We start from the raw sequence: 13,636 nt of genomic DNA on the forward strand, positions 1-13,636 counted from the left end.
CCTGTTTCACTTAGTTTTCATAGAATTTTTTACAGTTCCCATATTTGTAATAGCACCGATTTACTAATTCTTATCATGATTATCGCCTTTTTACTGAAAAACAGAGCTTAATATCATATTTTTGTTTGCCTTCCCTGTTTATACATCTATTATCGGTAACCTTCTGCATTGGCAGGTTTACCAGTATCTTGCACATCAACTAAATATCTCCAACAATCTGGCTGAGATCCATCGACATCAAAAAAATTATACATTTTAGCTAATTTACCACTTGATAGTGACTGTCCGTTCAACCGATTTTTATTGAGGTCTTTTGCTATTGAAGTAACTGCTCGTCCGGTAAAGCGTGGTGTTTCAGAGATAACGAAATGGGGTTCTAACTTTGTTGCATCCATCCAGTTTTCTTCGGTTACCCCAAATTCTTCAAGCATTATTTCCGAGCGCATCCAGCCTGGCGTAACAGAAATAGCAGTACATTCATAAGGTGAAAGTTCATGTGCTAATGCCTTAGCCATGCAGATAACAGAGCTTTTAGCTAAATCATAAAACAAAGATACACGGTAATTATTGTTATTATATTCTTCTGTGCCGTCTGTCATTTCAACCACCAATCCTCCTTTATTTTTAATCAATAGAGGAAGTGCGTAATGACTTGTTATGATATGAGTATTAATAGCCAAATCTAACATCCTTAAGCCTTTTTCTAAGGAATGCTTCCAAACAGGTGTATCCTCTATGAAATATTCACTTCCCCAAATATCATTTACAAGTATATCTAATCTTCCATGTTCGTTCTCAATTCTTTCAACTAAGGACTGCACTTGTTTAGGTACCAGATGGTCAACTTGAACAGCAATTCCGACTCCACCTAAATCATTTACTAATTCTGCTGTTTCTTCAATCGTTTCAGGGCGTCCATATTCAGAAGGTTCATTTTGTGTAGTACGACCAGTGATATAGACAGTAGCTCCTTCAGCCCCTAATTCCATAGCAATACCACGTCCTGCTCCTCTTGTTCCACCAGCTACCAAAGCTATTTGTCCCTTTAAAGATTTCATTTAACATGCTCCTCCTTCTACATAATTAAAATATCTTTCATTTACTTCCATTTTGTAACATCTATAGTATAATCTATAATGTCGACACCTTTTGTCATATTAATATAATTAATTTATTATTTTTATCCAAAGGATGGATTTTATGAGAGCAGATAGATTAATGAACATTATGATTTTGTTACAGAACAGAGGAAAAATGACAGCAAAGGAATTAGCCAACGAACTAGAGGTATCAGACAGAACGATCCTTAGAGACATGGATGCATTAAGTACTGCAGGGATACCCGTTGTTTCTGATAGAGGGAAAGAGGGAGGATGGCGTCTGTTAGATAACTTCCGCAGTAAATTGAGTGGATTAAACATGGATGACATGAAATCTCTATTTCTATTCCCTTCAGGAAAATTACTCGAAGACCTAGGATTAAATAGCCAAGCATTAGATACTAGGCATAAGTTACTTGCAGCCATCCCAGGTACTTATCGAGACGAAGCACAAGCGATGTGGGAAAGAATTCATATCGATTCGGGCACTTGGCGGCAATCCAAAGAAAAAGCGCACGCACTCAAAACCGTCCAACAGGCTGTTTGGGAAAGTAAGAAACTAAAAATTGATTATGAACAGGTCGATGGAAAACAAAAAGAAAGGTTGATTGAACCATTAGGGTTGGTAGCCAAGGGGAATAAATGGTATCTTGTTGCTTCAAGAGATGGAGAGCTACGTAATTACAGGGTATCACGCATACACTCTACAAAAATTGAAAATGAAACTTTTAGTAGACCACTTCATTTTAATTTGGCGGCATACTGGGAACAATCAAAAGTAGAGTTTATACAAAAATTACCGAAATATGATGTACAAGTAGAAATACATCCAGAAATAATGAAAAGAATAAATTTTACAGGTAAGTTTGTTCAAGTGATAGACACAGAAAATCAACATGAGAACGAATGGATACCAGCGACTTTAAGATTTAATGATAAACAAGAGGCAATAGAGTTTATATTAGGATTTGCAAATAAAATAAAGGTCGTTTCGCCAAATGATCTTCCGGATAAAGTTGTGTCGTTAGCAAAGTCTGTTATCGACTTTTACCATCATGAATAAAAGGTTTTTAATGAATAGCTAAACAGTACCTAAAATTACATAATGTTAAAATGAAGTTTGATTAAAGACACCTCACAAACCCGTACTTTACGATAATAAAGAAGAATCTATTAAAAAAATTAATCAAAATGGATTCTTCTTTATTTCGGTTTTATAAAAAAGCTTGATCATTTTCTTCCTTTAATCTTAAACAATAGCGCCCGTTTCTGGAACATGGATAAAGTCCTTAGCATGATGTTCTTTCCCATTTCTACCTGTACTTAAAGAACGTTAGAAAATAGTCGGTATCAGCCCGCCATCCATCCGGATTGGTGACCCTTTAAATGCGGATGCATAGGGACTGCTGACAAATGTAGCTAGCCTACCTATTTCAGTTGGTCTGATAAATCGTTGTATTTCAGATTGAGGCAAGTTTGCAGTCATAAATTCCTTCTCCTTTTCTGTAAAGGGCATATCTTTATTAGCGTACGTATCCTCAATGATTTGATGCACATTTTCAGAGAGTGTAGGTCCTGGCATGATCGTATTGATTGTAACTTCTTTTCCTATTGTTAATTTAGATAAGCTTTTTGACAATGATAATAACATTGATTTTGTCATACAATACTGAGGCATTTGTCCTGAAGGCATAATTGCTTCCTCACTCGCAATAAAGATAATTCGTCCAAAATCATTGTTCAACATCTTAGGTAAATAAAATTTGGATAATCCATTTGCTGCAAGGACATTTGTACGGAAATATTTCTCCCATACTTCATCGTCAACGTCCTTATATTGCATGATTTCATAAACACCCATATTGTTAACTAATATATCAATAATCGGATATTTTTGGAATAACTCTTTTCGTTGTTGAATATCCACAAGATCAGCTGTAGCATTTTGAGGAGAGGTAGTCGGGAAATCTGTTTTAAGCTCATTTACAATTTGTTCTACCTCTTCATAATCTCGTCCATTAATAAGGACGTTAACACCTTCTTTGGCAAGCTCTATAGCAATTGCTCTACCTATACCTTTCGTTGAACCAGTAACTAAAGCCGTTTTGTTGGTTAATCCCATATCCATAATACATTTCTCCTTTTTATTTATAGTGGAAAGCATGGTCAGTTTATCGAATTTGTATCTAAATGTTCAGCACGCCAATTTGAAGGAGTATCCCCCTCCCAAAGCCTAAAGGCTCGATAGAATGAGTTTTGGTCCTCATATCCAATCAGGAAGGCCACTTCACTAATATCGAGCGAGGGATCTGCTAAGTACTCTCGTGCTTGCTCTTGCCGGACTTGTGTTAACAGATGCTTGAAGCTTGTGCCTTCGTCGTGAAGACGGCGCTGCAAAGTACGATTGCTTATCCCCAATTCGCCTGCAACAGTCTGAATGTTGAAACACCCTCCTGCAAGGCTACGTTTCATGATCCACTTGACCATCTCGGTAATGGAGTTGCTAAGTTGATGACCATTTAATGATTGGTCCAATACAGGAGTCAGGACCTCAAGCAATTCTGCGTTATACGAGACAAAGGGGCGGTCAAGGTCACTTCTATGGAGCGTAATTTTGTTACTACTTCCATCGGTTTGGACACGGCATCCGAAGTAAGCTTCAAGTGACTGAACATCAGCCGTTGAATGTGAAAATTCAACGGATCTCGCTGTCAATGGTTGACCAGTTCCCCGGCGTCCTAACTCTAAAAGAAATGCAAGCGTGATACCAGTCAACATCGCGGGGCCCGGTTGATCTGTATACAACCATTCCAGTTCGATAGTACAATCATTTCCTTCCTCTATGATAAGTAAGCTTTCAGGTGGGCACATTCGTTTATATCGAGCCATGCGTGTTAGTGCATCACGGTAGTCACGGGCGTGGTAAGCTGCTAAAACGGTTGGTGGAAAATGAACTGTTTCGAAGCCGGTCGTTAGCTTGATAATTCCTTTGGCGGTGTCACCTATGATATCGGAATAAGCCTGCCAAATGGAGAAGTATTGTGAGGCGGTGACAACTGGTTCATTAATAATAGTGAGTGGAAGCCCCGCTTTTCGAACCACTTCTTCGGGGGCAATCTCTAATTGACGTAATCCTGTCCAAAATCCTGCCGGGAATTTAATACGAGTATAAGCCGCCATTTTTTAAGTCCCTCCCTTTCCCTTAGCATCTATTCATTCACAAGTTTTGATTGTGTCTGCCTTGTTGATAGAACAGTTATTATATTATCAACCCAATGACACTTTGTAACTAGCACAAGACGCCATTTCACTAACTGTTTACGTCAAATAATGCCTTTTGTTGATATAACCTTTACTTTTCGATACTCTCTAACACTATGTTTTTGCTCTGTTAAATAAACCTATAGCAACGTTTGTTCAGTATTCCTTGTTTTAATCTTGACCATTCCTTCTGTACCTTCTGCATGCCAATATATCATGCGTTTTTTTATCCGGTAGGTTACATATCGTTGATGGGATTTCATTGCCCTTAAACTTCTTGCATTTGGAGGCGTTCGTTGAGGAAAGGAATATATGATATATGTTGAACATGATGATGAGACGATATGGGAAAATAAAATATCTTCAACCAAAAGTGGAGAAATGAAATTGGAAGGGGAAGAGGCACTTATCAAATAAGTGATTCTCTTCCTTGGATAAAGGCATATATCCAAGAAAGGGAATCATATATCAAAGGAAGAGTGGTCATCGACTCAAGTGCAAAGTGATCCGGGTGAACTAATGCTATGATAAGTTTCGCTTTTTCAGGATGATGCCCTTATAGATTTAAAATAATGATAACTTCCCAATCCGATCACACGCTTCACGTAAACGGTCAGGTTCATCTAATAACCCAATCCGGACATATCCTTCACCTGAAGCTCCAAAGCCATTTCCAGGGGCAACGACGACGTGCGCCTTTTCTAATAGAAGGTTTGCAAAGGATTCTGATGTATATCCTTTTGGAGTTGGCATCCATACAAAGAATGATCCGTTTGCTGTACCTCCATGCCAACCGATTTTCTCTGCTTGTTGTAAGAAGACATCTCTTCTTTGCTGATAGGTATTGTTTAATTCCGCTATGGCACTTTTGCCTTCGTCTAGTGCGGTTTTCGCAGCGGATTGAATAGCACCGAAAATACTGACATAATAGTGGTCCTGTATCAATTCAATTGCTTCAATAACTGAAGGATTTCCGACAGCAAAGGCTACCCGCCATCCAGCCATATTAAATGTTTTCGATAAGGTATACATCTCGATGCCAACCTCTTTTGCCCCTTCTGATTGTAAGAAGCTTTGTGGTTTATCCTCTTCAAATCCAATCGCTCCATATGCAAAATCATGAACGACACAAATCTGATTTTGTTTAGCCACCTCGATCGTATCGTCAAAGAAATTCTTCGTTGCAGTAGCAGCTGTTGGATTGTTCGGATAATTTAAGAACATTAACTTTGCATCTGCTAAGTCTTCATCTGAAATCTGTTGATAATTAGGTAAAAATTGATTCTCTTCTTTTAACGGCATATGGATAGGAATCGCATCAGTTAGGGCAATACCTGACATATAATCCGGATAGCCAGGATCAGGTACTAATACTTTCTCTTTAGGATTTAATAGACACTGGCTAATTTCTACCAGTCCGGTTTTAGATCCGAACATGATCGCAACCTCTTTATTTGGATCAATATCTACTTGATACTCTCTTTGGTAAAAGTCAGCTACTGCTTCTTTTAAAAAAGGGTACCCTTGAAATGGAGAGTATTTATGAAACTTAGGATTTGTACTAGCCTCTTGTAGTGCCTCAACAATAAAATCAGGTGTTGGTAAATCAGGGTTACCTTGGCCAAGGTTAATCACATCATGCCCTTCTTTTTTTAGTGCTTGTGTTGTTTTTACTAACTTTGCAAAGAATTGTTCCGGTAATCTTTTTAATGCATGGGATGGTTCGAACTCTAACATTTCATCACACTCCGTTTAGGTTCCTTTCGTTATTTCGAATGAATTCTTCCAATTGAAATACAGCTTCTCGCACTACATTAGGATCAGAAACATTCATAAAATGGATCGATTCTTTCGGTTTCGTAGCACCTTTACTTAATAAGTCTACTTTTTCCTCTGTAATTTCTGTTACACCGATATCGTGTAGACTGGTTGGTAGTTGTAGACGCTGATAGAAAGGTAGTATTTTTTCGACTTCATCAAGTCTTTTTTCGATTGCTAATTGAACGAGAACGCCGTAAGCAACTTTGTCGCCATGTAAGGTATCATGTGTTTCAGCAAGGTGTGTTAGACCGTTATGAATCGAATGAGCCCCAGATACCCTACCATAATGATCACCAAAGCCGCCAACCATTCCACCTGCCATGATGATCGTTTCTATCGAACGTAAAAAGGAATGATTGTACGATTGTTGATCAATTGCTGCTAGTGCCACTTCACCTTCATCGATCAGTACATCACGACAAAGCTTAGCTGCATATAAAGCGATGTCTAATGAAACAGGCTTTTCGGGTAACTCGCGTGTTAAGACATCTGCTTCATACCATTTCGCGATTGTATCCCCAATTCCTGCACGGAGATAGGCTCTTGGTGAGTCCAAAATCACGTTAGGATCTACTAATAACATATAAGTGCTACTGTTGAAGATAATGTATTCTTGAAAGTTACCATTCTGATCATAGAAGACTGATAGTGGTGTCCATGGTGCGCAATTCGACGCTAACGTAGGTATTAAAATAGTTGGTAAGGTTAAACGGTCTCCACAAGCTTTGGCAATGTCTAATATTTTTCCGCCACCGATACCGATCACAGCTGTTGTTTCTGATTTAGTTAACTTTGCAATTCGCTCTACTTCATGGTGTGAACACTCTCCGTTATAAGCAATAAATTGGCAAGGTAATGCAGGGTCTGCAAAATATGTTTTTACTTTCGCCCATGATTGATCACCATGAATAACAAGTAGTTGGTTAAATTGATGTTGTTGTAACAAATCAAATAGATCATATAATAGCCCATTTCGGCATTGATAATAATTAGGGGCGCCTTTGATATGTAATGTGTCCATCTCTTCACCTCGATGATTGTGATATGGTAAGAAGTATGCCATTGGAACGAATAAGTGTCAATATATATCGAATTTTCTGAAAAAAAGGTTGACTTACATTCTGTAGTTCGCTATACTCGTTAGCATAAAATTTGAAAATTTCTTATCTAGAGCGGTGGAGGGACTGGCCCAATGAAACCCGGCAACCATCTATACTTCTATAGAAAGGTGCTAAATCCAGCAAACAGTTGAACTGTTTGGGAGATAAGAGAAAAACTATGAAAATAGGATTCTCTATCTCAAAAGAAGATAGGGATTTTTTAATGGAAAATTATATGAGGGGGATACAACATGAAGAAGCTTGTAGGATTTATTAGTGTAGCAATCATTCTTATTTTAGCAGCTTGTGGAGGAGAAAATGCAGATAGTGGTGGCACATTAGATGTCGGTGTAACGGCAGGACCACACGAAGATATTTTAAATCACGTAGCAGAATTGGCAGCAGATGAAGGATTAGAGATAGAAGTGCATGTCTTTAACGATTATGTGATGCCCAATACAGCTTTAGACGAAGGTGAACTTGATGCAAACATCTTTCAACACGAACCGTTTATGAATAATGCACGTGATGAAGGAGATTTAGACTTAGTTAAAGTAGCGGATACAGTAAATTTCCCAATGGGGATTTACTCTGACCAATATGCTAGTTTAGATGAATTGCAAGAAGGCGATAAGGTAGGATTACCAAACCACTCTTCAGGTGAGCCACGTGCATTAATGTTATTTGAAGATGCTGGTTTAATTACGTTACCAGAAGATGCAGATGTTACAGTATCTGTGAAGGATATACAAGATAACCCATTAAACTTGGAATTTGTACTACTAGAAGCATCACAAATTCCTAGACAATTAGGTGAGGTGCAAGTTGCGGCGATTAATACGAACTATGCACTAGAGAGTGGACGAGTGCCAACAGAGGATTCTCTTCACATGGAACCAAAAGACTCACCATGGGTAAACATTATAGCGACGAGAGAAGAGAATGTCGAAGATGAACAAATTAAACAATTAATTGATATTTATCGTTCAGAGGAAGTAAAACAATTTATCGAGGAGGACTTCGCAGGGTCAGTTGTTCCTTCATGGTAAGAAAGGGGCACATACAGCATGATTGAATTTAGAAACTTAACGAAAGTTTTTCAAGACAAGAAAAGAGAAGTTAAAGCCCTTCATAACGTATCACTAAAAGTGAAGGAAGGATCTATTTTTGGTGTAATTGGCTATAGTGGGGCTGGTAAAAGTACATTAGTCAGAATGGCCAATTTGTTAGAAAAGCCGACTTCTGGTCAAGTTTTATTTGAAGGTCACGATTTAACCAAGTTAAGTGGTAATCAATTAAATGAAGTAAGACAGCAAATGGGGATGATTTTTCAATCCTTTAATCTTTTAAAAACGGGTACAGTTTATGAGAATATTGCATTGCCTTTGAAGTTAACGGGCGTACCAAAATCGGATATTGATAAACGTGTAGAAAAGTATATTCAAATAGTAGGTTTGCAGGATAAGTTAAAGGCTTATCCTGCTCAACTATCTGGAGGACAGAAGCAACGTGTGGCAATAGCACGTGCATTAGCCCATGAACAGAAAGTATTATTATGTGATGAAGCTACAAGTGCACTTGATCCAGACACGACCGAAGCCATTTTAGAATTATTAAGCAAAATTAATAAAGAATTAGGCATTACGATTTTATTAATCACACATGAAATGAATGTGGTGCAGAAAATTTGCCATGAAGTAGCTGTGATGGAGCAAGGCGAAGTAATTGAGCAAGGGTCTGTAATTGATGTCTTTTCGAAACCAGAAACAGACACAGCTAAACGGTTTATTCATTCTCTATTTAATGATGATATTCCAGGTGAGTTGTTGAAGAAGTTGAAAAATAATGGCAAATTAGTTTCACTTTCATTTATAGGTGATGCGGCTGGAGATCCAGCTCTAGCTGCAGTTACAAAAAAATATGATGTATTTCCGTCTATACTAGGAGGAAATATTACAGATTTAAAAGAACGCCCATTCGGACGTTTAATTGTCCACCTAGATGGAACTGAAAATGAGGCACAAAAAGCGATCGATTATTTAGAGAAAAGTGGCGTAATCGTAGAGCCTTACACAAAAGGAGGGACCAACCATGTTAACTAGCATTACAGATTTTATCAATAATTGGGGAGTTGAAATTTGGGACGCCTTTATTGATACGATGATCATGGTAGGTGTCTCCTTAACACTTTCGATTATTATTGGTTTACCATTAGGTGTCTTGTTAACGTTAACTGGACCTGGTAAAGCATTAGAAAATAAGGTTCTATATCAAATATTAAATACTATCATTAATATATTGCGATCGATACCATTTATTATTCTACTATTTTTTATTTTACCTTTCACGAAGCTAGTAGCTGGTACAACGATTGGTGTGCAAGGTGTAATTGTACCATTAGTAGTGTTTACTGCACCTTATATAGCTCGTCTAATGGAATCGAGCTTATTAGAAGTTGATCGCGGTGTAATCGAAGCTTATGAAGCAATGGGAATCAAGACACGTCATATCATTTGGCACGTCCTTATTCGTGAAGCGCGCCCATCGATTATATTAGGCTTAACCATTGCGACAATTGGTCTTATCGGGGCGACAGCTATGGCTGGCTTAGTTGGTGCTGGTGGTCTTGGTGATTTAGCATATCGATATGGTCATTTACGTTATCAAGCTGATATCATGTATGTCACGGTGATCATCTTAATTATTTTGGTGCAAGGTGTACAAACGATCGGAAACCGTGTATCAGCTAAATTGAAGAAAGATTAAGGTGAGTTTATGACAGTATCTTTTCCGATCCGTTTTCAAGAATTAGAACAACAAGCCAAAGATCGACTTGATCCAAAGATTTTTGATTATATTCAAAGTGGTGGTGGCAGAGAAGAAACGTTGCGAGCAAATGAAACATCTTTCAGAAAGTGGCGATTAGTACCACGATTTGGAGCAGATGTTTCAACTGTTTCATTGGCTAAAAAGATTCACGGTGAGACAATTCAGTCACCTATGATGTTGGCTCCGGTTGGAATGCAAGCTCTCGCTGATACAAATGGTGAAAAAGCAAGTATATGTGCTGCTCACAAGTATGGAATACCATTTATCGCAAGTACGGTATCATCCTATTCACTTGAAGAGATAGCCGAAGCCTGCCCTAATGCAGATCGTTGGTTTCAATTATACTATCCCAATGATGAAGCATTAGCTAAAAGCTTTGTTCAACGTGCCGAAGAAGCAGGTTACCAAGCAATTGTTGTAACGATTGATATGGCAACGCTTGGCCATCGTGAAAAAGATTTAACCAATCAATACTCGCCATTTCGTTTAGGGAAAGGCATGAGTAATTATACGAATGATCCAATTTTTCAATCATATGTAGCAAGTCTTTCACAGGAAGAAATGCGAACAGAAATGCAAAAAGTCTTTTTTAAGCCAGGATTAAATTGGCTAGATATACAAGAACTGCGTAAGGCAACATCACTTCCGATTTATATAAAGGGAATATTGCACCCTGATGATGCAGAGAAGGCAGTAGAGATAGGTATTGATGGAATCGTCATTTCTAATCATGGTGGACGCCAACTAGACCGATCAATTACATCGATTGATGCTTTACCGTTAATTAAAGAAAGGGTACAAGATCAATTAACCATTTTATTAGATAGCGGTATTCGCTCAGGTCCGGATATTGTCACAGCATTAGCATTAGGAGCAGATGCTGTTCTTTTAGGACGGCCATTTATTTATGGATTAGCTATTGCTGGACAGTTAGGGGTTGAGAAAGTAGTAGATAATATCACGAATGATCTAACCAAAACGTTACAGTTAATGGGTGTCAATGATGTCAATAAACTGGATAGTTCGTTTATAAGGCATGATAGTTAACCTATAGATATATTTAGTAGAAGAGAAAAAACAAAAAAAAGAGTGGTAACCATCACAAATTTGGTGAAGGGTACCACTTTTTTTCTTGCGCCCTCTGTTACGTCTATATGCTGATCTAACCGAAAAGCAATTCTTTTCCAACCCTCTGAAAGAAAATAAGAACAAAATTACTTCTTTTGCACCATAAAATTTCACAAGAACCTAAATATTATTTAACATTCATTTGCTAGAATTTCATTAAGAAATAATAGAGAGGAAGAGGTAGATTTATGAGAAGGCTTATTTTCATTCTGTTATTATTGGTTGTAATGATGAGCTCTTTTATGACCAATGAGTTAAATGTTGAGGCAAAGGATAACTCTAGAAAAGCAACAATGCTCTATTTTAATGATGCTCATGAAGTGAGTCCGGTTGTAAACGATTTCGGGGATCGAGGTGGAGTGGCGAGGCTAAAAACTGCTATTGACAAAGTGCGAGAAGAGAATAAGCATACAGTTGTAGCCTTTGGTGGTGATTTAGGAGGAGGAACACTATTCGGTGGAGTATATCAAGGATTTCCTATTGTAGAAGCTTTCAATCGAATTAATATTGATATTGCTAATTTTGGTCAGCACGATTTTGACTTTGGTACTCAAGTAACAAAAGAATTAATGAAGGAATCAGCGTTTCCGTGGATTTCTTCTAACTTAACAGATCCAGAAGGTAAACCTTTTGGCGATGTGGAAACATATCAAATTTTTAATAAGCGTGGAATTAAAATTGGAGTAATCGGACTAACTGATGATATGGATACGACAACAGTTGATGATCAAGTTGAACAGCAGGATATGATTCAGTCAGCCAAAACCGCTGTTGCAACAATGAAGCAAGCGAAAAAAGTGGACGTTATTATTGCTTTGACACAGCAAAGCTTAGAAAAGGACAAGCAATTATTGTCAGCTGTTCCTGAAATTGATGCTGTCTTTACAGAGGAAAAAGCGGAAAATCAATCTTTTATATATGAATTCGATAATCGTTATATCTTTGCTCCAGAAGGTAATATCGGCTCCATCATCCGATTGGATATTCATAAGAAGGGAAAGGATATAAGATTAAATCCAGAAATTATAAAAGTTGATCACACCGTGCCTGAAGATCCAGAATTAAAGGCTTTTGCAGATTACTACGAAGATAAGTTGGAGGAGGATTTAGGACAATCCATTGCACAGTTAGAAACACCACTCATCAACCAAGAGTCAAGATATCAAGAAACCAATATAGGTAATTTCGTTGCGGATAGTTATCGTTCTTATTTTAACGCGGATATCGGGTTGATGAATGGTGGCGGTATTCGAGCGAGTGTGCCAGCAGGTGAATTCACATTGCGTGATGCTTACTCGATTCTGCCATTTCGCAATAAAGTGATCATGGCTACTGTTACAGGAGATACTATTCGAGCGGCTTTAGAACACGGCGTATCCAATGTAGAAAATTTGAGCGGTGGTTTTTTACAAGTATCAGGTATAAAATATTCCTATCATCGAAATAAACCAGAAGGATCACGAGTAGAGCGTATTTTGGTAAATAATGAACCGCTTGACTTACAAGAAAACTATACAGTAGTAATGCCAAATTATATTTTTAATGGTGGAGACGGATTTACAATGTTTAGTCAAAGTGAGCTAGTGGTTGATGAAACAAATGCTCGTACAGATGCAGAAGTGTTAATCGAGTATGCTAAAGATTTAGATGTCATTCATGAGACAATAGAAGGAAGGATTACGGTATTGGAAAACTAATTTGATAACGGATGGTACTTTTCCCTTTATTCTAGACATACACGCCTCTCCCCATTACTTAGCAAGTTCTGAAAGGGGAGAGGCTGTTCAATAGTAGAGAATGGAACCATTAGTCAATCACTCGTGCAACTTCTCCATTACATTTTTTGCAATAACCCTTTAAGATAATAGTATGGTTAACAGAATCGACCTCATAATCAACAATTGTCGTTTCTCCACAATTGGAACAAAACACATTACTTTCTAGCTTTTTGCGAACGTCACCTGGTATAGCAAGCCATCTTTTTTTTGCTAGTTCATCGTTTGGCATATTGATTCACTCCTTATTCGTTTTATAACCTTCAGCAAAATTTCCAATCATGGTCTCACTTTATCAAAATTATGCCTCAATTAACACTAAAGATACCACCCATGTGCAATAGATCCTTTTTGACATATTCCTTATTTCCAACGAATGATCCTCTATTTTCGCATATTTCCTTTATAGTACGTTAGCAAAACTAGTAGATTTCTTTCCAAAACATGAAGATTCCTATTCTAAGAATAAAATAGTTGCTGAAAAATACAAGATTTTAACGATGAAAAAACGAATCTACTAGCCTAATTATGACAAAATATTTGGGAATCTATTGATACTATATGAACTATTCATATTTTTAAGAGGAACTGTAAAAAATTCTATGAAAACTAAGTGAAACAG

General features: G+C 37.6%; 12 protein-coding genes and 1 riboswitch. Of the genes, 6 read left to right on the forward strand and 6 right to left on the reverse strand.

Going from position 1 to position 13,636, the window contains the following annotated elements; all coding sequences use genetic code 11:
- Positions 1–149: 149 nt before the first annotated feature.
- A complete protein-coding gene (locus GH715_RS19765; RefSeq protein WP_153836988.1) occupies positions 150–1,058 on the reverse strand; it encodes an SDR family oxidoreductase in 909 nt (302 codons plus the stop codon).
- 142 nt (positions 1,059–1,200) lie between these two features.
- On the opposite strand from GH715_RS19765, the gene GH715_RS19770 reads away from it, so the two are divergent.
- Positions 1,201–2,163 (forward strand): helix-turn-helix transcriptional regulator, encoded by a 963-nt coding sequence (locus GH715_RS19770; RefSeq protein WP_153836987.1) that lies wholly within the window; start codon positions 1,201–1,203, stop codon positions 2,161–2,163.
- A gap of 270 nt (positions 2,164–2,433) precedes the next feature.
- Here GH715_RS19770 and GH715_RS19775 read toward each other — a convergent pair whose 3' ends face one another.
- From GH715_RS19775 to GH715_RS19790, 4 genes are all read right to left on the reverse strand, one after another.
- Positions 2,434–3,228 (reverse strand): SDR family NAD(P)-dependent oxidoreductase, encoded by a 795-nt coding sequence (locus GH715_RS19775; protein WP_153836986.1) that lies wholly within the window; start codon positions 3,226–3,228, stop codon positions 2,434–2,436.
- Positions 3,229–3,266: 38 nt separating this feature from the next.
- Positions 3,267–4,280: an AraC family transcriptional regulator gene (locus GH715_RS19780; RefSeq protein WP_153836985.1), complete on the reverse strand. Its 1,014-nt coding sequence runs from the start codon at positions 4,278–4,280 to the stop codon at positions 3,267–3,269.
- Positions 4,281–4,925: 645 nt separating this feature from the next.
- Positions 4,926–6,098 carry a pyridoxal phosphate-dependent aminotransferase gene (locus GH715_RS19785; protein ID WP_153836984.1) on the reverse strand — a complete coding sequence of 391 codons (1,173 nt, stop codon included), beginning with the start codon at positions 6,096–6,098 and terminating at the stop codon, positions 4,926–4,928.
- A gap of 4 nt (positions 6,099–6,102) precedes the next feature.
- Positions 6,103–7,245, reverse strand: a complete 1,143-nt coding sequence (locus GH715_RS19790) for an iron-containing alcohol dehydrogenase family protein (protein ID WP_240469422.1) — start codon at positions 7,243–7,245, stop codon at positions 6,103–6,105.
- A gap of 97 nt (positions 7,246–7,342) precedes the next feature.
- Positions 7,343–7,453: riboswitch (SAM riboswitch) on the forward strand.
- 80 nt (positions 7,454–7,533) lie between these two features.
- Here GH715_RS19790 and GH715_RS19795 point away from each other — a divergent pair.
- The 5 genes from GH715_RS19795 to GH715_RS19815 all read left to right on the forward strand — a co-directional run bounded on the left by GH715_RS19795 (position 7,534) and on the right by GH715_RS19815 (position 12,936).
- Complete coding sequence (locus GH715_RS19795; protein ID WP_153836982.1) at positions 7,534–8,331, forward strand: MetQ/NlpA family ABC transporter substrate-binding protein; 798 nt, start codon at positions 7,534–7,536, stop codon at positions 8,329–8,331.
- An 18-nt stretch (positions 8,332–8,349) separates the two neighbouring features.
- Positions 8,350–9,384 carry a methionine ABC transporter ATP-binding protein gene (locus GH715_RS19800; protein ID WP_153836981.1) on the forward strand — a complete coding sequence of 345 codons (1,035 nt, stop codon included), beginning with the start codon at positions 8,350–8,352 and terminating at the stop codon, positions 9,382–9,384.
- The gene (locus GH715_RS19805) at positions 9,374–10,048 is read left to right on the forward strand and encodes a methionine ABC transporter permease (protein WP_153836980.1); all 675 of its coding nucleotides are present in this window, start codon (positions 9,374–9,376) and stop codon (positions 10,046–10,048) included. Before GH715_RS19800 ends, GH715_RS19805 begins: the two co-directional genes overlap by 11 nt.
- Before the next feature lie 9 nt (positions 10,049–10,057).
- The gene (locus GH715_RS19810; protein WP_153836979.1) at positions 10,058–11,158 is read left to right on the forward strand and encodes an alpha-hydroxy acid oxidase; all 1,101 of its coding nucleotides are present in this window, start codon (positions 10,058–10,060) and stop codon (positions 11,156–11,158) included.
- A gap of 269 nt (positions 11,159–11,427) precedes the next feature.
- Positions 11,428–12,936, forward strand: a complete 1,509-nt coding sequence (locus tag GH715_RS19815; protein WP_153836978.1) for a bifunctional metallophosphatase/5'-nucleotidase — start codon at positions 11,428–11,430, stop codon at positions 12,934–12,936.
- 109 nt (positions 12,937–13,045) lie between these two features.
- Here the strand turns inward: GH715_RS19815 and GH715_RS19820 are convergent, their stop codons facing one another.
- Positions 13,046–13,246, reverse strand: coding sequence for an ADP-ribosylation factor GTPase-activating family protein (locus GH715_RS19820; protein WP_018931946.1), 201 nt, complete (start codon positions 13,244–13,246; stop codon positions 13,046–13,048).
- Positions 13,247–13,636 lie beyond the last annotated feature (390 nt).

The organism is Gracilibacillus thailandensis, assembly GCF_010994055.1.
In the GTDB taxonomy this organism is placed as follows: domain Bacteria; phylum Bacillota; class Bacilli; order Bacillales; family Amphibacillaceae; genus Gracilibacillus; species Gracilibacillus lacisalsi.